This window comes from Mesotoga sp. BH458_6_3_2_1 (assembly GCF_003664995.1).
Classification (GTDB): domain Bacteria; phylum Thermotogota; class Thermotogae; order Petrotogales; family Kosmotogaceae; genus Mesotoga.
The window spans coordinates 25,651-47,546 of record NZ_JFHL01000004.1 but is presented as its reverse complement, the minus strand read 5'-3'; the positions used below and the strand labels follow the sequence as shown (position 1 = coordinate 47,546).

General features: G+C 45.7%; 18 protein-coding genes. 6 read left to right on the top strand and 12 right to left on the bottom strand.

What is annotated here, in order from left to right:
* The first annotated feature begins 307 nt into the window (after positions 1-307).
* Positions 308-535 carry a hypothetical protein gene (locus Y697_RS03925; RefSeq protein WP_121550409.1) on the top strand — a complete coding sequence of 76 codons (228 nt, stop codon included), beginning with the start codon at positions 308-310 and terminating at the stop codon, positions 533-535.
* Between the two features lie 502 nt (positions 536-1,037).
* On the opposite strand, the gene Y697_RS03920 is transcribed toward Y697_RS03925, so the two are convergent.
* The 12 genes from Y697_RS03920 to Y697_RS03865 all read right to left on the bottom strand — a co-directional run bounded on the left by Y697_RS03920 (position 1,038) and on the right by Y697_RS03865 (position 10,214).
* A complete protein-coding gene (locus tag Y697_RS03920; protein ID WP_014731704.1) occupies positions 1,038-1,457 on the bottom strand; it encodes a protein-export chaperone SecB in 420 nt (139 codons plus the stop codon).
* A gap of 3 nt (positions 1,458-1,460) precedes the next feature.
* Entirely contained in the window at positions 1,461-1,868 is a 408-nt protein-coding gene (locus tag Y697_RS03915; protein ID WP_121550400.1) for a helix-turn-helix domain-containing protein, read from the bottom strand.
* A gap of 4 nt (positions 1,869-1,872) precedes the next feature.
* Positions 1,873-2,256, bottom strand: a complete 384-nt coding sequence (locus Y697_RS03910; protein ID WP_121550399.1) for a hypothetical protein — start codon at positions 2,254-2,256, stop codon at positions 1,873-1,875.
* 1,321 nt (positions 2,257-3,577) lie between these two features.
* Entirely contained in the window at positions 3,578-3,943 is a 366-nt protein-coding gene (locus Y697_RS03905) for a protein-export chaperone SecB (protein WP_147433183.1), read from the bottom strand.
* Positions 3,944-4,022: 79 nt separating this feature from the next.
* Positions 4,023-4,454: a helix-turn-helix transcriptional regulator gene (locus tag Y697_RS03900; RefSeq protein WP_121550397.1), complete on the bottom strand. Its 432-nt coding sequence runs from the start codon at positions 4,452-4,454 to the stop codon at positions 4,023-4,025.
* 181 nt (positions 4,455-4,635) lie between these two features.
* Positions 4,636-4,896: a hypothetical protein gene (locus tag Y697_RS03895; protein WP_121550396.1), complete on the bottom strand. Its 261-nt coding sequence runs from the start codon at positions 4,894-4,896 to the stop codon at positions 4,636-4,638.
* A 732-nt stretch (positions 4,897-5,628) separates the two neighbouring features.
* Complete coding sequence (locus Y697_RS03890; RefSeq protein WP_121550395.1) at positions 5,629-6,153, bottom strand: hypothetical protein; 525 nt, start codon at positions 6,151-6,153, stop codon at positions 5,629-5,631.
* Between the two features lie 9 nt (positions 6,154-6,162).
* The gene (locus Y697_RS03885; protein WP_121550394.1) at positions 6,163-6,543 is read right to left on the bottom strand and encodes a hypothetical protein; all 381 of its coding nucleotides are present in this window, start codon (positions 6,541-6,543) and stop codon (positions 6,163-6,165) included.
* Positions 6,543-7,334, bottom strand: coding sequence for a TIGR04255 family protein (locus tag Y697_RS03880; RefSeq protein WP_121550393.1), 792 nt, complete (start codon positions 7,332-7,334; stop codon positions 6,543-6,545). The genes Y697_RS03885 and Y697_RS03880 overlap by 1 nt, the downstream gene beginning before the upstream one ends.
* 632 nt (positions 7,335-7,966) lie before the next feature.
* Positions 7,967-9,241 carry a DnaB-like helicase C-terminal domain-containing protein gene (locus Y697_RS03875; RefSeq protein WP_121550392.1) on the bottom strand — a complete coding sequence of 425 codons (1,275 nt, stop codon included), beginning with the start codon at positions 9,239-9,241 and terminating at the stop codon, positions 7,967-7,969.
* 3 nt (positions 9,242-9,244) lie between these two features.
* Complete coding sequence (locus Y697_RS03870; RefSeq protein WP_121550391.1) at positions 9,245-9,985, bottom strand: hypothetical protein; 741 nt, start codon at positions 9,983-9,985, stop codon at positions 9,245-9,247.
* Positions 9,966-10,214: a hypothetical protein gene (locus Y697_RS03865; protein ID WP_121550390.1), complete on the bottom strand. Its 249-nt coding sequence runs from the start codon at positions 10,212-10,214 to the stop codon at positions 9,966-9,968. Before Y697_RS03865 ends, Y697_RS03870 begins: the two co-directional genes overlap by 20 nt.
* A 900-nt stretch (positions 10,215-11,114) precedes the next feature.
* On the opposite strand from Y697_RS03865, the gene Y697_RS03860 reads away from it, so the two are divergent.
* The 5 genes from Y697_RS03860 to Y697_RS03840 are packed head-to-tail and all read left to right on the top strand — an operon-like array spanning position 11,115 to position 21,894.
* Entirely contained in the window at positions 11,115-11,873 is a 759-nt protein-coding gene (locus Y697_RS03860; RefSeq protein ID WP_121550389.1) for a hypothetical protein, read from the top strand.
* Entirely contained in the window at positions 11,857-12,390 is a 534-nt protein-coding gene (locus Y697_RS03855; RefSeq protein ID WP_121550388.1) for a hypothetical protein, read from the top strand. Before Y697_RS03860 ends, Y697_RS03855 begins: the two co-directional genes overlap by 17 nt.
* Positions 12,391-12,415: 25 nt before the next feature.
* On the top strand, positions 12,416-15,916 hold the full coding sequence (brxC, locus tag Y697_RS03850; protein ID WP_121550387.1) for a BREX system P-loop protein BrxC: 3,501 nt from the start codon (positions 12,416-12,418) through the stop codon (positions 15,914-15,916).
* A gap of 1 nt (position 15,917) precedes the next feature.
* Entirely contained in the window at positions 15,918-19,676 is a 3,759-nt protein-coding gene (pglX, locus tag Y697_RS03845) for a BREX-1 system adenine-specific DNA-methyltransferase PglX (protein WP_121550386.1), read from the top strand.
* 4 nt (positions 19,677-19,680) lie between these two features.
* Positions 19,681-21,894: a PglZ domain-containing protein gene (locus Y697_RS03840; protein WP_121550385.1), complete on the top strand. Its 2,214-nt coding sequence runs from the start codon at positions 19,681-19,683 to the stop codon at positions 21,892-21,894.
* Positions 21,895-21,896: the final 2 nt, after the last annotated feature.

The window sequence follows — 21,896 nt, the reverse complement described above, 5'->3', positions numbered from 1 at the left end:
GATCGAGATTCTGACCAAGAGCTTCGTCAGAATGACAGATGTGGTGTTTTCTGAATAATCTAGGGCTGTCATCCTCGTGTATCGCGTAAATGGCAGAGATTCCAACCAAGACCTCTTTCGGGCGAACAGCCGTTCGCCCCTACAAAAGAATCGCATAATCGTCTGACATTGTCATCCCGGACTTGATCCGGGATCTGGGCTTTTGAAGGCCCGGGGTTGGGGTTAGCAGGTTGGTGGCCGGAAAGAGCAAAGAAACAGTTCTAAGTTGCAACTGATCTTTCAGCGTACAGCGGTTCTGATCGGTGGAATGACATTGGCAGTAGGTTACGGAACGAAGGCAATGCAGAGAAGTCAGGATCCTACAACCTGTGAGAACTTCGTAGATGCAGACGGCGACGGAATAAATGACAACTGCCCCAATGACGGTGTAAGAGAACTGAAGAATGCCCAGGACGGAACAGGCTACAGGCACGGCGCCTCTGGCGAAAAGGGACCGGGACTCGGCAGAGGATTTGGAAAAGCAGCACAACTGTAAGAGATAAAACCCCTACTCAATCTAGTCGAGGGCCCGAAAGGGCTCTTGTTCTTATAATGAATACAATCGACTTTGACAGCACGAATTCCAAAAGGCGCTGAAGAAGGGCAAAATTGAAAGGGAATCCAGACATACCACCGCATTTTCGAATTAAACGTTCATGATCCGTCAAATATCTCAATGATCCCATACGCGGATCAGGGTTTTCTTCTGCTAGTCCCATTCATTGCCTCACTCGTAAAATGAAGTTTCTACTAAAAAAGAGTCTTTCCTGGCGCCGGTGTTTGATTTTGAATGTCGATTTATTCTGGCGAAAGAAGGGCGCAAGAAGTCGAACCCCGTAACTGCGGCAATTATCATGGGTTTTTGTCGCTGATTTCACGCGGCTTTTTCTGGGAACTCTTGCATAAGCAGCTGCTTTCTTCAACATAAATTTCCGCCAGCTGTATGATTGGATAATCGAGAGGTTCTATGAAAAGCTGAGGAAGCGTATATAGACTCTTTACTGTTTTTCTGCTTCCGAAGAAAAACGTGGATTCATAAGCGGAATAACAATTGGAGGTGTAAGTCCTGCCTGCCCTGTAAATGATAGAATAGCTGCGCGTAGTACTGGTAGCAGTATTGAAGTACCGCTCTCAGCAACCATTTTTTCTAATGCCTTTTCTTCGAGGGTTTCTTGGCATTCGAAGACACCCTCCATGCTTGCCTTTATCGTAAGATAATCTGTCTCATCGGCTCTACCAAATGCTGTTAGAGTGAGCTCAAGAAGACAGTTCTTCTTACCGTCTTCTTCGATGATTTTTGTCTCTCTACCGAGTTCAATAGATATCACGATCTCATTTTGCACTGGAGTGTAGGAGAAGCAAAACTCCTTTATCAGATATCTTTTCATCTGAAGTATAGCTTGTTCCACTCTATTCATTTATCATGCCGCCTCACTCGGTTTCCAGCAAAAAGAGCTTTCATTATTCTGCACCGAAATTACGGGAATATATATTGGAACGTATTTTATTACCTCTTTTGTTATCTTAGTTTTTCTGTCAGTTATTCCAAGATCTACATTCAGTCTTCCTTCAAGACAGGCAGAGATCTTGACAAGAGTTTCTAAGCTAAGATTCTCTTCTCCACGTTCAATATTTGATACGTATGGCTGCTTAAAACCTAACAGCTCACCCAACTGTTTCTGCGAAAGACCTCTTTCTTTTCTGTAGCTCATTAACTGACTAGCAACTTGACCCTTAATCCTACCTATAGCGAGAGAATCTTCAACATTGTAGGTCTTTGCAATCTGGTCAAGAAACTCACCAAAAGATGAACTCCTCTTATTGGCCATTGTTTCACCCCTTTCGAACTTTGAATCCTTTATTATCGCTCAACCATTTATCCGCCAGAATTTCAGCTTGCCTGACTGCCTTATCATAATCTGCTGAGCTCTTCTCAATGAACACCATAAGCAAAACACAGACCTCTTCAATACCATTGCTGGGAAAAAAACACAAACAACGAACATTCAATCCTTTTCTAATCAGGGTAATGCTGTTAATGTTCGTACCATGCAACTTTTCCAGTAGACCGGACTTTCTGACTCCTATAGGCCCATCCCTTTCAAGTACCTCTTCGAAGAAACCAAGCTTGTCCATAACAGGAGCCACCCTGTTATTATGCTTGTCCAGAAAATCTAGAAAACAGGAATTGAAGCTTTCTGATCTTATGATTCTCATTGCACACCTCATTTATAACCTATAACTTATGTAATAGTGATTCGAGAGAATTACAATCACGGTCGATTAGGTTAAAGTATGCACGTTTATGCTCATTATTCTTCCGCTTTCTCATTCATGAAGTTTCCCAGGCAACAAGAAACAGCATATACTGCACTATTGGCTAGTAGTGGTTTGCGCCTTTGACTGCCAATGTCTCATCAAACCTCAGAGCGGAGAAGTCAAATAACACCCCTTCGCATTCATACACCTCCCGAAGGCATACGCAACTGACTGTGCATCAATCCCTGGCAAAAAGAACACTGAAGTGAATTCTTCCACGTCCTGGCCGTATCTTGCCATATGGTTGCAGGAATCCTTTTCTGTTGATCTCTGGATGTCGTATGATCAAACATCAGGACCTTAATATTTTTTCGCTGGTTTCCCAAAATCCCTAATGCTAAGGATCTCGTAAGCTTTCTCCCTGCTCCTCATTGCTATCCTCCTGAATTTAATTACGGCATGTCTGTTATTTTACATCACTTAACATTCAGAACAAAATACACTAATCTGATGTGATTGGTAGATCGGTAGTCTTGTCAAGCCGTTAAACTTGCACGACAACAGTGATCGTTCTTAGAAGAGAACGTGGGCTCTCTTCATCCTTGCGAATCTCTTAGTTTGAGGGAAACAGTCAAATTGGGAATCGTCTCAGTTTATATGGTAATTCATAAGCAGAACTAGACTAACCAACAACTTGCAGAATAAATGGCAACCATGTCAACCACAAATTTCACTCGAAAAGAGGTGCCTCTTCTCCCTCTTTCAGAATCTGATGTTTCCCAAATCTACCAGACAAACCCTTCCAAGAGAAGACTACTTTTTGACACCAAGAAATCCGAAAGGTGCTAAAGAAGGGCACAATCGAAAGGGAATCCAGACGTACCACCGCATTTTCAAATCACCGCGCGCTTGATTCGTTGAGTATATCAAAGGACCCAGACTTGACTTGGAGTGTTCTTTTGCGAGTCCTGTTTACTGTCTCATGAGAAAAATGGAATCCTTCTGAAAGAAGAGTCTTTCCCGGCGGCGGTTCGGTACAACGAGCTTGATTTTCAATGTCGTCATACTCAGTCGAAAGCCGGTCGCAAGAAGTCGAATCCCATAATTACGGCAATTGTCATAGGATTTCTACGCTGATTTCGAGCGATTTTCTCCGGGAAGCCACGCGTAAGCGGCTGCTTTCTTCAATACAAATATCCACTGGCTATATCCTATGATCACTCGAGATGTGCGATGAAAGTGAGCTGACTAATATAATCTCAAGAGAGCTCCGATCAGACTATTCCCTGTTCTTCTCTCTTTTCTCTGACAAAGTGGTCTTTGAGAGTGACTGAGGTACGTTGATCAAAGGTATTCTGATAGGGGGATTCATTCCAGCCTGCGAAGTGAAAGAGATAATCGTCGCCCTGAGAAGAGGGATCAAAGTTGCGGTCCCGCTAATCATGCAGAAGTCTTCGAATGTTTTATCTTCCATATTCTCGGGAGCTTCAAACCTGCCCTTGATTGTTGCATCGAGCTTCAAAGCAATCTTTCTGCCGCTCCGACCCCTGACTTTGACTGAGAGAGACAACAAGCCGAGGAGGCAACCGTTATCGGCACGCCTATATTCAAGCTCTGGATCATCCAGGTCCAGCGAAACTGACATGTTTTTGATCCCCTCATGGAGCGTAAAGGAAAAATCAGAAATTCTGTGCGCCAAGAAACGAAACTCAGCATTCACTGGCTCAGGCACTATTCTTCATCCCTTTGATGCTTTGATTGCCAACGCACTCCCATATTGAGACTCGCTCTTCTGAAGAATCTGTAACCGAAGTACCATCTTTGAAGTCAATCTGAAAAGATACACGACCTCCGAGTTTGTTGACAACGTCAAAAAGCTTTCTAATTGTGAAGTTATAGTCGCCACTTTCGATTTTCGAGACCATTGCCTGGCTGCACTCTAGTTTTTCTGCCAGCTCCTTTTGTGAAAGGGAGTTATCCGCCCGATAGTTGATAAGAGCTGCAGAAATATCCGTCATGACTCCAATCAATTTCAATTCAAATCTCGTATCATCGTCTGCCGACTCTAACAACAGGTCGCTATCTCTCTTGAATAGAGGCTCTGGATCTTCAGTAACCATCCTTTTATTGCCGTCGCCTACACCCCATGAAAACATAAGTAACTACACCTCCTAAAACTTGCATACATTAAATCCCCGCCCGGTCCATTCATAAATCCTCGACTTCAGTCTCTCGATCGCCTTCTCATACTTTTCATCGGACTCATCAAAGAAGACGAGATAGACAATAACCTTCTTATCATTGAAGAAGCAGAAAAGAATCCTTGCGTTTTCTGGATCATTCCTTTTCGTCTCCGTAAGATGAAGAGAATATATCGAATAACTGGTCTTCGTACGTCTCAAAATCTCCAGGCGGGAAGATCTTCGCGGTTTTGCAAGTTCCGTTTTCACATAATTCTCCCCCGCCTTCTCCAGCAGTTCGGTGAACAAAAAACCTTTTCCTTATCAGATCCTTCTTTCTGGAGGGATTCTTTTCTACGTACTTGTCAAATTCCCTCTGCATTTTCTCGTCGGATAAGACATCGATCTTTCTCTCCATCTTACCTCTATTTATAACTTATAAGTTGTATTATTGTAAGAACGATCCGTAACGATTATTACTCATTACCACCATTTTGGGCCAGTTAACAAGGCTTTGCTCGCGATATCGAATGATTTCCATGAGCTTTCCAGATGGTTTCAACAATCCTCTTGAGTTAATCTTTGGATGGAGAATAATCGAGTAGTTGGCCTCCGACGATTCTTCTGCGTGCGGCTTTTCCTTCGCAAAGACATCCGGATTATTCATTAAGTTGCATTAACTACAATAAGCTTAATGTATTCTCTTACTGCGGTGTATTCGCTTGTTGAAATATCTATAGCGTCGGCCCGCGCCAACGATCTAGATTCTGACCAGAAGCTTCGTCAGAATGACCACATGAGCTGCTTTCCGACTAACCTTACACAGCCATCCCGAGTAACTCAAGTTAATCCCTTACTTTGTCATCCTGTGAGAGCACCTGCACAGGATCTACGTCTTCGATCCGTAAAACGGCCGCGTTTGCTTCTTTAGCAGTACTCTCCAAAGGACGAGTCCATGATCTAGGAAGTTGTACGAAAGACGTTGTTTTCAAATCACCGCGCGCTTGATTCGTTGAGTATATCAAAGGCCCCAGACTTGACTTGGAGTGTTCTTTTGCGAGTTACGTTCATTGCCCTTCATGAAGAAGAAGCTCTTTCAGAAAAGCCAAAAGAAACGAAGAAATCAGATTTCCAGATTCTAAGTCTTTTCCTACTTGAATTTAGGAATATCGGCAGGAAGTCCTACTCTCATGAAAAATCTCGCGAAGGCTTGGGCGAGGTGTTCCCTGTACGGAGGAAGCAAACGAAGACGGTTTCCTTGTTTTCTCAAATGCTCCATCAGAAAGTCATAGTGAACACCGTACACGTTTCTAAAATCAACTACCAAGAAGTCCTCAGTGAACTTGTCAATTTCGCTCTTGTTCAGGAGATGGAACGCATGAATATATCCCCTGCGAAGATGTTCCTTCTCAGAGCTCCTTTTGAAGTGAGGGACCAAATTCTCTATTACCTTTAAGGACCAAACTGGACAGACAAGAACGAGATCAATCTTCTTGTTTGCTAAGTCGCAAGACTGACTCATAATCAAAACATCATAAGTAATTACATCAGCTTCGATCTGCTTGCATTCCTCGATTGTAGCTGGTGGAACTATTATTGGACATGAGTAGACGAAATCACCTTGCTCTGGCGGCTGGTCTTTCTCAACCGTCTTATACCAGGGATACTCTGCCATCAAGATCACCTATAACAAGTCGTCGTCATCAAGTCGGCTTGGCTGACCTTTTCTTACGTTTCTAATGGTCAATCTAATCTTGTACCTTGCTTTTGGGGGCAAATGGCCTGGCAGAGGTACAGAATCCCTGGCTTCTCTCACATTGGGAAGAATTTCTGAAGTCCCTGTCTCCGAGAACCAGACAGGAAGCAATGTATCGAGCACAGTACCGGCGTCGGCAAAACCACATGATCTGAACCCCGATACGATGATCCTTGCAGGATTAAGGGTCTGGTACACTGCTGATTCTGGGAATTGCCTGGACAAGACAGAGGAATTCTCGAAAACTGACGAAGCCGTCCCGTTAGGCAATACATAGGAATCGTATTCTCTAACCGTAATAGCTAACATCACTGAAACCTCCTGACTAAATCACCTTCAATCAACCCAAAGAACCATTCTTCCGCCAAAGAATGAGCTTCAGAAACCCATTTCATGATTTCCACAACCGAACTGAGAGCTTCATCTGAGATCCTAACAATCTGGGTATCCCAGAGCAGAACATCTCTCCCATTCTTCTTGGCTCGCATTACACGGAAATTCAATTGACTATCTTCTTCCTTTGCCGGAAAAGCATATCTAAAATCAAATGCAATAGGATTTTTGTCTACACTGCATTTCTCAAAGAGCTTGCTGTCTATCTCAGCGTTCACTTTCAGATTCTTCTGCAAGAAACAGAACAAGTCTTCCGAAGAGTAATCAAAACCTATCGCATCAATATATCTGAGGGAAAGCATATTAACCTTCAAGTTGATGTTTGGATCTGGATAAGACTCAAAGAAACTTTCGATCAACCTGTCAATTCTGTAACTGAAGTCATCCCATGAATAGTCTTCAGTCGCATTCAGCGTGATAATTCCGGGTCCCAGCTGCACCAATGGCCAAGACTCTTGCTCCTTTCGGAACCGGTGCTGAACAACAAAAGGCGCCATTTCGTCAGGTATAGAAGCTGAAGGAAGCTGTTCGTGAAAAGGATATTCATCACGAATTCTACTGTATAAACTGCCCAAGACTATCCTATAATGAGGATCGACTATCGATCCGGACTCCTGGGTTTTCAGAGCCCAGCGCAACTCAAATATTGCCTCGACTAGAGGTTTGTTCTTAAGAATTGGCCTCTTCATGTTAAACACCAATCTCATCAAAAAATGCCTTCATTATCGCATACTAATATATTAGCATACGTAACTTCTATATCGAATTTCGAAGCCGATTCACAGACGAGCCAAGCTATGAGTTAGAGAAGACTTCGAAGAAGAATTCGGAAGAAGAAAATGATACGAACCTACAGAAGAATTCTTTTGCCTTGAAGGACTGAATTGCAGTCGTCAACCATGTCAAAAGATAGACAATTATCATCAATATCCAAATAGGGAAGAAGGTAGGAAGCAACTTCAAACTAGAAGGAATCATACCAAGAGAAATGTCATTGAGAACTGTGCCGCTGCCGTGAAAAGAGGAGAAGTGATCTCAACGCAAAATACTAAGTCCCTATGCTCGAAATGAGATGACATTATCCTTTGACAGCACGAATTCCAAAAGGCGCTAAAGAAGGGCAAAATTGAAAGGAAAGCTAGACGTACCACCGCATTTCAAATGATAACGCGCCGATTCGTTGAGAATCCCAAAGGGCTCAGGCTCAATTGGGATTTTCTTTCAAGCTCTTTATTTACTTCCCTCTCCAGAAAAATGAAGTTCCTCCAAAAAGTGAGTCAGTCTACGGAAAAACCTGCTGAGCTTGGGCGATAAAAAAACCGGTGCTGGGCACCGGTTTCTATACAAGGCTAGGTGAACATTCTTCTTCGCATTTCACGGATGTTCCCGTACCTTCTATAAACTGTCTGGTCATGTTGAAGTCCATGTAGATAGTGCCTGTCTTTCCGTTTCTTTGTTTGCCGACTATCGCGTGATATTCGTTCAACGACTCGCTCTTGTTGTACAGAATAGGTCTGTAGATAAGAATTACTACATCGGCGCTGTGTTCTATCGTTCCAGATTCTCGAAGATTTGAGAGCTTTGGAATCCCCTTGTCGTTTTTGCCGACTTCCCTGTTCAGTTGCGAGGCGACTATGATAGGGACTTTTATATCCATGGCAAGAGCCTTCAGCGACCCCATTATCTCGCCGATCTCTGCATCCTTCGATTGCTTTCCCGGGCAGCTCATGAGCTGGAGATAATCTATGAAGACAACATCGAATTGATGAAGCATATTCATCAGCTTAATGCCTGCTATGATCTCGTGAACAGATCTCACCCCGCTGTCACAGAAATACATTTTCTGATCCATCGTCCTGTCGATCGCATCGTTCAGTAGCAACCGTCCTTCTTCGCTCAGCTTGTCCGACTCTGCACTGAGGTTTATATCGAAATCCTTCTGGTGCATTCTGTTCTTAAGGTCAACTACATCGATTTCCAGAGAGATATATCCTATAGTCTTTCCCTCGGCAGCCCAGCGATCCGCAGTATTCAGCATAAAGGAAGTCTTTCCCGTTGCTGTCTCTCCCGCTATGACCACAAGTTCCTTACCCCTAAGAGGGTTCAAAACCGTGTTGAAATATCTGAACGGCCAATGAAGCTTCTTGCTCTTGTTCGCCCAGACATCCGTGTGAAACTGCTTTAGAAGCATATTTGCCTGCTTCATGTCCACGTACTTGAATCCAGACGAGCTCTCATGAAGGAAGGACATGATTCTTTCGGTTGCAGCCTCAACTCCCATGCTGCCTTGTCCCATATCACGAGAGATTTGGTTTAGCAGAAACCTGAATTTCTTGTTCCTTAAAGTTTCATTGAAGTCGTCGATCAGATTGTTGGCTGCGTTTTCGCTTACCAGATCAACATCATCGACATCAAAGCGTTCCACCCTGTTGTACATTTCCATCAGGATCAAAGTTGGATCTTTGTCTCTTTTGCTTGCAATTATGTCGTAGATAATCTGCGATTCCTGGGAAAGAAACCTCCTATCTATATCGTCAATCCTGCACCTAAGATTTATGTAGTGTATTAAAGCCTTCAGCACTTGCCTTTCGGACCTGACATCGAGAATCATCATCTCTCATAACCCCCTTCCATTGAACGACTCGCTCTCGAGAAAACTCATGAAGAGCTTCCATAACTCTGGTTTCTTTAGGAGCGAGAATAGGTACTTCTTCTTATCATCTGCTCTGTTTATTGCGTCGGTGAAATGTTCGACAAGCCACATGGGGAAATACCAGTCGATCTGTCGATCTGAATCTCCTATTAGCGCAGCTGCAAGTTTGTAATTGTCTTCGATTTCCAGCCTCTCTTTTATCAGACTTGCAGTTCTTTTTATGAAGTCATTCTTTCCCCACTTAGATATATCTTCGCTCGTGCCTGCACGATACGAAGTATCCTTAGTAATATCATTATTTAGTAGTAACGGGTTTTCCGCCGCCGGATTATCCGCTTTCGGTTTTGCCGAAGCCGGGAAATCGGTTTGCGGGTGAACCTCGCTCAAATAAGGAGTTTCGTAAATCAGGTACCTCACCCCGTCGAACTTGCCCTTCGTTCCTCGCAACTTCACCTTCTTCACGTAACCGGCCTTCTGGAGTTCTTCAATTCCCCTTCTAATACTCTCCTTTCCATCCTTGAAATTCCTCCTGATTTCGGAGAGCCGAAACTCCCAGTCATCTGGTTTGGAAAGAAAGAAGGCGAGAAGCCCTTTCGCCTTGCATGAAAGAGAAGGATCGCTCAGAAAGTTTTTGTCGATCGCTACGAAATTTCTTTGCTTCTTTACTCTGAAAATAGATGTGGTATTAGATCTTGAGACTCTCAATTAACTCTCTCCTCTCTTCAACTACATTCGGATAGGAATCGCGATTCCTGTCGTAGATCTCGTTCATAATCCTGTGGTACTCCCTGTGAGCTCTTTCCTCCGAGGAAATGTTGCGGAAACGATCACGATAGGAACTAACGAATCTTCCTGTGCTAGAATTTCTTCGGGAAAAATATCCTTTGTACCTTTTAGGATCTCTTGCAGGAGATCCTTTTTTTCTTCTTACCAACTTGCCCACCTTCTTTCGGTTTGAGATTTTTCATACGGAATCGGAACAGGAAACACCGACTGGGCAAATCATAATCGCAAAGAAACCCTGATTCCAAGCACTTAACTATTCTTTAAGTTTTGTTAAGACTGTTCGCTTCATAAGCCTTTCGAGTGCTCGAAAAGAATAACGCAGTTGAATTTCGTATCTTCTCCCTCCCTATCTGTATAGTGATCAGTTGTTTTCTACGCAGAGCTGCATTCAAGATCACCTCCTTAAGCAAAACCTGAATCCGTTTTGAGAATATCTATCATCCAACAAGCGGAGCTGCTTTTTAGAAGCAGAACTTATTACCTAAATTCCCATGAAAAAGATAGAATCCGCTGAGTCGAATTCTCTTGCCACTCCTTTTGAGAGTTCAGAAAATCGAAGAGACTCTTCTTGATAATCCGAAGACCGGTCTTCGTTTATCAGTCACTATTTTATAGATGTAGAATCCCCAAGACCAAGCTCAGGTGAAAATCACCTATTTTCATATGAATGAAACCCAATAGTAATAGTAGGCAATTGGCTACGACATTTTGCTGAGATTCGAAAGCCTCATAATCAAACTAGGAAACTAATTATCTCTTTGAGAAATTGTGGTTCACGCGAAGAAGGATGCTCTCGACCGTTTTTTCATGAGCGAGTTGTTTTCGATCCACTTCCGACGAGACTAATGTCAACATTTCTTGTAAATACACACAAAATTCAGCTTTAATCACTGAAGCAGTATGCCGCAAATCTACTTCGTAAGACAAACCTCAGAGGGCTTCTCGACTTGTGACCAGATGACGTGACAAATAAGCGCCAGACTTTGCACTTGGTGAAATGACAATCACGTTGTTATAATCTATTTACCTAATGTGGAGGGTCTCCTATATGCCGTCAAACTCAAAAACACACCTCAACAGAGCATTTGATCATCTAGAGAATGTCATTTACATAATGGCCGAAGTTATGAAGGGAAGGAGCGCAGAGGAAATAAAACGTCATCTCGTTTTAGACGATCCGTTTCGAGTCAGTTCTGGCGAATACAGAAGAAGACTGGCAAGTTGGCTCATAGGAGACTACGTGAAGGGTTTCTCACCTGAAGCTCTGAGGGTCTTCGCGCGCATAATGACTTCTGAAACCATAGAGACTCAGACTAAACGAGAGATTCTCTTCTGGAAGAACTGTGAGAGAGACGAATTGGTCAGGGCCATTACACTCGAGCAGATATTCCCTGCATACCATAAAGGAGCCGCCTTTTTGCTTCGTGAAGACGTTATTGATTGCATCGTCAAGGAGAAAGGCTTTACCGCATATATGTCGGATAAGAGGGTAACCAATTACCTCGCCATAACCTCTAAACTAGGAATGGCGAATGCGAATGGAAGAAACATAGACTTGAATTACTTCCGCCCAAATAAGAATAGCGTTATGGCTATCCTTTACTTCCTTTTCAATTCAGGTCTCTCCCCATCGAAAATCCTGCACTCGGATGATTTCAAGTACCTTCTCCTAGACGAGAGGGATCTTGTTTCTTACCTGGTAGAAATGAACGCTTCGGGAATAATCGAGTTTGCGATGGCCGGAAACATAGTTAGGCTGGAACCAAAAATAGATTTCGAGGTGCTGCCAAATGCACTTGAAGAATAACCTTTCACTTTCAGAGAAGCTAAACATACTCTCTGAAAAGCTGGAGAGGGTAGATTCATTGACCAGTGAGACCGAAGGCTCGAAGGCGGTTGTACTCATAGTCTCTCCCAAGGAAGAGACGACAGCCATCCGAGAACTTAAGATACGCTTTGAAGGTAGGAGTAAGCTGTTGAATCTGGGGAGCATAATTTCAGAGACGGCCACCAGTTATGGAATGGACAATTTGGCAGATGACTTCTCCTTTCTGGGCAAGTCCTGCATAAAAGACTTCGCCCATCTCTTGCATTCAAAAATGACAGAGAGCATAGTGAAATCCTCAAAGGACAACCCTCTAACGGTTATACACAGGCTGGGCATACTCAACGGCCTCTTCGGCCTTAATCCGTTAATAGAGGAAGTGACGGGCAAACTCGTCAATCCCGTCTTGTTCATCTATCCTGGAAAGAGGAAGGAACACATACTGACATTCCTGGATGGAAGACACACCACTTCGGTTTACAGGGCATTGGTAATTTGAGATAGAAGGACTAGGGGGTAAGGGAATGAAGATTAAAGAGCTTCTGAGGATAAACATCGAAGACGAAGTCCCTCTCGTAATAAAGGCCGGTGAGCAGGATCTCACCGTCGAAGAGAAAGAAATCTCCCAGTACATAGTCACTCACCAGATAGAGAGACACCTCGAAACCTTTCTGACGAACTACAAGCTTCTCTCTACAGACAGGATAGGCGTTTGGATCTCCGGCTTCTTCGGTTCGGGAAAGTCCTACTTCGCGAAGATAATCGGGTATCTCCTTACGAACCACACACTACCTAAGGGAATAACGGCCCGCGAACTCTTCAATGAGAGATTGAGCAACTGCACGAACCCGGAATTCATAAAGGGAAACATAAAGTCATTGAACAGCATACCGAGCACCATCGTTATGTTCGAAATGACTGCCGACAGCTCCCTGAATATGGAAACGATACAGCAGTCGATCTTCAAGAAGTTTCTCGAAACCTGTGGCTACTCTTCATTCCCTAACGTAGCGATAATGGAGTATGAATTAGACACATTCGGTCACCTCGAAGAGATACGAAATTACATAGAGCAGAGTGGAAACGACTACTCGAAAGTGGCGCAGAACGTCGGAGAGTTCCGCCGCTACGCGGTAAAGGCTATGACCGAAAGAATTGGCTACTCACCGGATGAAGCAGGTGAATTCCTGAAATCCGCAGTCAACAAATACGACAGCCTGTCGCCGGCCGTTCTTGCCGAACACTGTGTCGATTACACGATGAAGACCGGGAAGAGACTCGTATTCATAGTAGATGAAATCGGACAGTACGTGATATCCCTCAAAGACAACGAAGACAGAATACTGGCCCTGCAGGGAGTCGCTGAGGCCTTCGCCGCAAAGGGCAAGGGATCGGTCAGGCTAATAGTTACCTCACAGGAGAAGCTGGACCAGCTAATAGCCAACAGGGACTTCGACAAGAGAAAGCTGGGCAAATTGACAGACCGTTTCGAAGTGAGACTCGACCTCACGTCAGAGAACGTGGATGAGGTCGCCCGCGAAAGACTGCTGAAGAAAAAGATAGATGCAGAGCCCCTGTTCGAGAAGACGATGAGAGAAAACCAGGGGAACATAACGACCCTCAGCGACACGAACGGAAGTTACAGGAAGACCGAAACCAAAGACGACCTTATGACCTACTACCCCTTCCATCCATACCAGTTCCAGCTACTCCCCGATCTGGTTCAAAACACCATCGGCTCTACGTATTACCAGGCGACGGCCCGCAAGTTCATCTTTCTCGTAGACACGATACTGAAGAATGTGAAGGATGAAGAGTTCGGACGGGTTGTGAGCGCCACCGACCTATTCGACGCACTAGGTCCCTCCTTCTTCGGCTCAGGAGTCACCCATCTTGTTTACAGTGCCGACGATTATATGGGAAAGAACGTGAAGGCCTCCGACATACTAAAGACGCTTCATATACTGAAAAACCTGAATAAGATAAGCGCGAGCGAAACGGTGATTACCCGTATGCTCTGCAAGAACATCTTCGACAAACAGTATGAACTCACCAAGGAAGTAAAGGATGCCCTCGACTACCTCGAGAAGGCGAAATACGTCACACGCTACAACGGTGAGATAACACTCGTAACAGACCTCGAGAGAGAATTCATAGCAGAGATGGATAACACCGTGATAGACATCCCAAAGAGAAACGAAGAGATAGTCCGTCAACTGCTGAACATCTTCAACTACAAGGAAATCCGTTACGGTGATGGTCCCTCGATTCCCATAGAATGGTTCCTGGATAACGCAGCGATCGGCGGCAAGAAGAAGGGTCTCCAGGTCCGCATCGCTCCCTTCACTGGTGTGAACGTGGAAGGTCTCGAATTCGAGTCAATGAACCACCGCGATACTGTCTATGTAATCCCCGAGGCCGACGACACCATTGGCGATCTGGCAAGGGAGATAAAGAGCCTGGACGCCTCGCTGAACTCCTTCAGAACGAAAAAGACGGGAGAGGGCATACACGAAATCCTGACCAAGTACGGCAGGATAATGAACGACAAGAAAAACGAGCTGGGTCGGGTGTTGCGAAAAGCAATAGACTCGGGACAGCTTCTTTACGAGGGCGAATTGAAACCTACTTCCAGCCTAATAAACGAGCTTAAGGACCTCCTGAAGGAAAAGGTAATCCCCGGCCATTACACAGAGATCACCTACACAACCGCCACGAGCAAGGACATAGACGGAGTATTGAGCGGACCCCAGAACACGCTGAAGACAATCCGATTAGATGACGACCACAGAGTATTCAACGACAACGGGGAGCTGATCGAGACACACAAGATAATCTCTCCGGTCATAGAGTATCTGGAAGAGGATCAGACGGGAGAGACTCTGCTGGAAAAGTTCTCTTCTCCTCCGTATGGTTGGACCCCGGAAACGATAATCTATTCAGTGGCCTGTCTCATCCGTGGCGGAAAGATAATGGTAAACAATTCAGACTATTACGGAAAGGCCGATGTGCATAAGGCTCTGAAGAGCGTCAGCGAATTCAAGAAGGCCAGGATACGGCGCAGCGTAGTCCTTAAGCCGTCCGACAAGCAGTATCTTATGGACATCATAAACCCGCTTATGGACGACGGGAGACTTTCGCTCCAGTCACCCAGGAGCGAATTCATATCTCGGGCACTGGAAGCTATGAAACATCTCGACAAGAGAATGAATGAGTTGAAAGAAAATATGGAAAAACTCGGTGCCGATGTGAAATGGAATCTAGATACTTTAAGAACGATGATAAACACTCTCACCGGTGGCGATAGCGACTGTCTGGATGACCTGCTTCGCGAGAGAGATTCTATACGCGAACTGAAGGAGACCGCAGACAAGACTGAGCAGTTCCTAGATAAGAACTACGAGCTGATTCGCAGACAGAAAACCTTCCTTCACGAGCTGGAAGGTGAAATCTCCAAGGGTGCCTTCGAGAAAGACCAGAGCGAAAAACTTTCCGCGATCTTGAAAGAGTATAAGGACACTCTGCCCAGCATAGCCTCCTTCGGCACCGATCTCGATAGCACCTTCGAGAATCTACGCAACACCTACAAGAGCTACTTCAACCCCATTCACGACGATAGAGACGAATGGCTAAAGAAGATACACGAATATCTCGATTCCATACAGGACGAGACAAACTCGCTGGGGAAGAGAACGGGAGATCAGGACTGGTTTAGAAGACCAACTCCTCCCTGTGGAGAGCTTGAAATACAGTTCTCCATAAAATGCGAGAAGTGCCACACCGGATTGAATGAAGCCAGTCTTTACATAACGGAGTTCTCTAACAGGCTGGAGAAGCTTAAGGACTCCTTCGACAGCTTTATGAGGGAAAAGTCACCTGAAAAGTTGGATAATTCCACGAGAAAGGAAGAACAGCCAAAAAAATTGAAGCTAAAGAGAAAACTCACCTATCGGGAATTGAAGCGAGAACTGGAAAAACTCTCTGTTTCAGAAGACACCGAGCTAGAGATAGAGCTGGAGGACTGATATGGCCGATCTCGAAAAGACGATAATACAGATTCGCGAGACTCTGGAGAAATCATACCCACTCCTTCTCAAACAGTGCGGCATAACCGAAAACGGCGATTACAGAGAGCCGACAACGGGTTTCGAAGACCTGCGAAACCAGATACTTCCCATAATACAGGCAGACGAGAAACAGCTCGGTGCAAAAGAAGCGAGAAATAAGTTTGTGCAGGAGGCCTCATTCACCACGCTCAACAGGCTGGTCGGACTGAAAGTGATGGAGCTCAGAGGCTTGATCGAGCGGACATATGTAACCAAGAGCATAGACACTGGGGGAAAGAGCGAGGCTCACTACCTTTATCTAAGCCGCAATCCGCAGGCAAACAGCGAACCTGGCCAGGGAATAAACACCGTACTGAGAGAAGTCTTCCAGACTCTCTCACAGGAGCTTCCCCAGCTGTATAACGGCAGCCGCTACGGCTTTCTGCCACGACCGAGCGAAACGGTAGCTGTGATAGACCTAATCAACTCCATAGACCCTGATGAATGGCTGAAAGACGACATAATAGGCTGGATTTACCAGTATTACCAGGACGCAGAAAAAGCGAGGATCTACGCCGAAATCTCGGCAAAAAAGAAGGTCGATTCCTCTTACAAACTCGTGAGTGTCACCCAGTTCTACACAGAAGACTACATAGTGAAATACATACTAGATAACACACTAGGTCGGTACTGGTTGGAGATGCACCCCGAAAGCCCCTTAAGAAACTCCCTGAAGTATTACGACACAACGGTACCGGTAAAGAGTCGCGAAAAGAAGTCAGTTGAAGAGATAACCGTTATGGATCCTGCCTGTGGAAGCGGCCACTTCCTCCTCTACGCTATGGATCTGCTTCACCAGATGTACTTGGATTGCGGGCACAGTGAAAATATTCCCCAGAAGATAGTTGAGAACAACCTCTTCGGTCTTGACATAGATGACAGGGCGATACAGTTGACTGCCCTGAGCCTCTATCTGAAGGCCAAGAAGCTATCCAGGAACACGAAATTGAAGAGGTCGAACCTTTATGCACTCTCTATGGATCACTTCGACGAATCCGACCTTATGATCTCAATGGGTCTTTCCGACCTCACCAACCCTGTGATTCGCAACCTTATGGAGACCCTAACAAGCCTCAAGAAACTCAATATGATCGGCTCTCTCTTCAGAATGAAGCCTGCAGGCAAAAAGAGAAAGACAGAGAAGACATCTGCGCTTATGGAAGCATCTCCAGACAGGTCTATGGACAGGCTCATACAGAAAATGGTAGACACGATAGAGGAAAAACTTCCGGCACACGTGGATGCCGTTTCTTCGCTTCTAAACAGCGATTACGCCAAACAGTTCAGTGCGATAAGACTCCTGTTAAGCGAATACGATGTTGTTGTCACGAACCCGCCCTATAGAGACTCGGGAACGCTCTCTGAAGATATGAAGACCTTCCTGAAGGATTACTATCCCGACTCGAAATCGGATATGTACTCGGCCTTCATAGAAAAGTGCTTAGATTTAGCGGCTGAGAGAGGTTTTTTGGGTATGGTTACGATGCAGTCCTTTATGTTCATATCCTCACACGAAAAGCTGAGGAAGATACTTCTGGACAGTGCGAGGATCTCCTCTCTGGTTCACCTCGGGCCGCGGGCGTTCAAGAGCATAGGAGGCGAGATAGTTAATACCGTTATGTTCTCCATAGAGAGGGGCAACGGTCATTTGGAATCGTCATTTCATAGTGTGAAAGATCTGGATTACGAAGAGAAGGTCAGGACCATACAGGAAACCCTGGCCGGAAGAGTACCCCAAAGAGCATATACACTAAACCAAAACGAGTTCAAGAAAATCCCGGGCTATCCCTTCGTTTACTGGATAAACGACAGTATAAGGGAGCTGTTCAGGAAGTACAAGCCCCTTATGAAGTATGCCAAAGTTGCTCACGGCTTAAGCACAGGCAATAACGATCAATTCCTCCGTTTTTGGTGGGAAGTGGAGCAAGTAGACATCTCGCTAGATTACAAGAGCGATAGAAAGAAGTGGGTGCCCTACGCTAAAGGGGGACCTTACAACAAGTGGTACGGGAACTTGTGGTGGGTAGTGTCTTGGGAAGATGGCAATGAAATGAGAAAGCTTTCTGGATCAAGGTTGGATAACATTCCCCACTACTTCAGAGAGGGGTTGACTTTTCCACAAACCACATCTTCGTCCCTAAGCATAAGATATAGCCCGAAAAACATCATATTTGATGTGGTATCTTCATCGATCTTCACTGACAATAGTAATCCAAAAAACTATCTAGGTATCATCAATAGTAAACTGATAAATCTGCTCGCGAATGTTGAAAACCCCACTGTTCATTATCAGGTTAGTGATTTAAAGAATCTTCCAATCCCTGATCCATCTACCCTGGGTAGTAAAGCCCTAAGCCCCAGTGAAATCCAAGACCTACTGCGGATCCTCTCTCCTCACTCCCCACTCTCCACGCTCAACTCGGTTACTCTCTCCTCTCTTGCCAGGGACTGCATAGAGATAAAGAAAGAGTTGTATAGCTTCCACGTTATGGAGCGCGACTTCAAACACGACCCTCTCTCCTGGGGGCTGAAAGAGATAAGCGAAGAGGGCGGCCCTGTGAATGTGAAGAGCGCCCTGAAGAAGTTCTTCCTGCATAAGGCAGAGCTCGAGGCGAGATTGCTTATAAACGAGGCTGTAAACGACGAACTCGTATTGAAGCTCTACGAACTCCTTCCCGAAGACCTGACGCTTTTGGATGTGATTACACAATCCGGGCCCTTGGGGTCGCTCACGGAAGATGCGCGTTCTGCTCTTAACGAAGGACGGGTCCACGATCTGGGACTAAGGACGAAGGACGGTTCATCTGACCTCTACGCCGCCGTCCTGGAGGTCCTCGAGTCCGAAGGCATACCTGTCGGCGCATACCCTCCCAGAGATCTTAATGAAGACGAGAGAAAGACATTGAAGAAGCTGTATATGAAACACAGACACGATAGAGGCTCGGGTAAGAGCGAAGCCATAACGGGGATGGAATTCGGCATAGTCGAAGAACTGGCCGGGACTCTAAAAGTCAGCCCCGTAACCGTAGTCGAAGAGCTTTCGAAGATAGACGCCCTTCCATCGGAGGCAGTTAAGGACGTTATCTCTGAACACATACAGGCTCTCGCGATAGAGATAATGAGAGAAGACGACGACGGAATACTCTCACTCTCCACGGATACGGGAGAGACTTCAATAGCGACGAGGATAATAGAGAGATGGCGTGCCCTAGGGATAGGCGACACCTACAACGAGCTGGAAAATCTCCTCGGGAAGAAACTGGATGATTACATGCTTAAAGACTTCTTCAAGGATCACTCCAAGAGGTTTATGAGCCGACCAATAATCTGGCAGCTTACATCGGATAAGGGAAGCGTGAACTTCCTCGTTCTTCATCACAGCTGGAGTTACGACAAGATGCTTCTATTGAGATCGAAGTACCTCGGAGACGTGAAGAGAACACTCGAGAACTCGCTTGCGACCGAACTGAACGAAAAGAACAGAGAAAAGCTAATGGAGAAACTGGCAGAACTGGAGAGATTCTCAAACGCCCTCGGCGAACTGGCGGATGGGAGCTACCTCCCCGAAGTGGACGGAGGCGTGGCAAAAAACATCGCGCCTCTCCAGAAGAGAGGGCTGCTGAAATTCGACGTACTCAGCAAAAAGCTTATGGACAAAATGCTGAAAGTGGAGTGGTAGTCTTATGTACCTGCTTGGCATCGTATTGACAAGACTCGAGAAACTGGACAGTTCAATACCCGTGGTGTTAAAAGACTCCGATCTCTTGCTGCGGGAAAGTCTCTCTTACTTCGAGGAACAGGGCTGGCACTACCTGGTACTGGAAAATCTCGACAGGGAGTTTCTCACGATGCTCGAGGCAGAGAGTCTTGCCCAGTCTGGCAGAAAGGTCATCGTTTACATAGCCAACCGCTCGGAGAAGGATCTCGTCTATCTTGCGGAGTACTGGGACAGGGGAAACGGAGAGTTAATATCTGCCATAAACCTGCTGAGTGAGCTCAGAATTGCCCGTGGAGACTTCAAGAAAGACTTCCTCGTTTCTCTCGTGAGGTACGGCCTGAATAGGGATAAAGACTGGTGGCAAGACCTGAAGAAACGAGGTTTGGAGAACATAAGCAAGATTGTGAAGGAGAGCCTGTGGGAGCTGTTAAGCGACAGCAACTACGCCAAGAGCCTGTCGGAAGCAGAAAGGAACTTCATCTTCACTCACTTCGCAAACGCGACCTTCGACCTGAAGCTCACTGCCTCTTCCTCACCGGAGGAAGCCTCAACCCTCATAGCCGAGAAGATACTCGAGGCCTCATACAAGAGCAGACCGGGTGATGAACTTCACGAATACTACAGTGAATGGACGAGAGAGAGCGAGTGGGAAGAGAGCCTTCACCTCCACGCAGAGAAATTCTCCAAGGTCCGCAAGGAAGAACTTCTTGCTAATATTGAGCTCTTCGAGGATGATTGCAAGCATCCATTCACGGTTATTGAGAAAGAGCTATTCGATAAGAAAATACAGGCCATCTTACAGGAAGAAAACGCCGCACAGGCGATAGAGTTCGCGAAAGAGAGGACTAGAAAGAGAAAGAAGAGAGACGAGGACAGAGAAGCTGGAGTCTACTGGGAGGAACTCCTCTGGCTAGAACCGCTCCTGCAAGAGCCCGACCTCTCGAGCATAGGCTCGCTGGAGAGCTTTCTCTCTGTTTACTCGAGCACTCTCTGGAAATACGACTCTCTCGACAGGAAACTGAGACACTCCCACCTCCCCGACAAACTGAAAACCTGGGCTGTGAAAAAAGTATCCGGGATAAACAAGATAGCGGAGAACCACTGGAAGAGCCATTACGATCCTAAGATTCAAACGGAACAACCCGGCCTCCTTTACAGAATACTGAAGGGTGAGGGCAAGAAGGCAATTATCGTGGTAGATGCCCTGAGATACGAACTCTCCTGTGAGCTTAGTCTTAAGAGAAAGGCGAATGTACAAAACAAGCCCATACTCGCGGTAACGCCAACGGAAACGCCCGTGGGAATGGGAGCACTCTTCTCATCCGGAGAGATCGAAAAGATACTGAAGGACAAAAGAGTCTTCATAGTGGATAAGAAGACCGGCAAGACGCTGGATAGCGTTCCGAATAGAGAGGAAAACCTGAAGGAACTCCTTCCGGGAGTGGAGATAATCCAGCTGGGCTCGGAACTGCCCGAGACAGAAAAGCTGGTTGTAAAGACTCGAGACATAGACTCTATGGGCCACGAAGAGCTGATGGAATTCTATGGAGACATAATGACCAAACTCTCCGATATGGCAGACAAACTGGTAAAGGCGGGCTATGAGGTGCACTTCACGAGTGACCACGGCTTCTATCTTCCCGTCCCCGGAGAGACGGTCAAACAGGACAAGACTGTAAGCTACTCATCCGGAATCAGGTACAGCCTAAACAGCGCCAAACCCGAGGAAGGCAAATACGAACAGACCGGCAGCAGCTACATACTGTACGCAAACAGTGGGAACGTCTTCAAAGACTACGGCGGCCACTTCTGGCACGGAGGAATAACTTACCAGGAGGTAATAATCCCTCACCTAGTCATAACCCCAGTTGTGGGGGAGAGAAGAAAGAGAGTGATGATCGGAAATAAAGATAGACTGAAAGTGGTTCAGAAGGATCACTTCGAAGTCTTCCTCTTCACCGAGATAGATATGTTCGGTATCGCTCCCAGGGTGTATATACAGTGCCTGGATCAAAAGATCGAGATAGAAGAGGCGGTAAACGAGGAAACGAGACAGAAAATAAAGGTGAACGCGAAGAGCGGCGAAACCTTCAAGATTGAAGTGAGAGATTTGGAAGACGGCACTCTTATGGACTGGGTGGAGTGTGAGTATTTGCCAACGAGAGAGCGCATATTCTGATT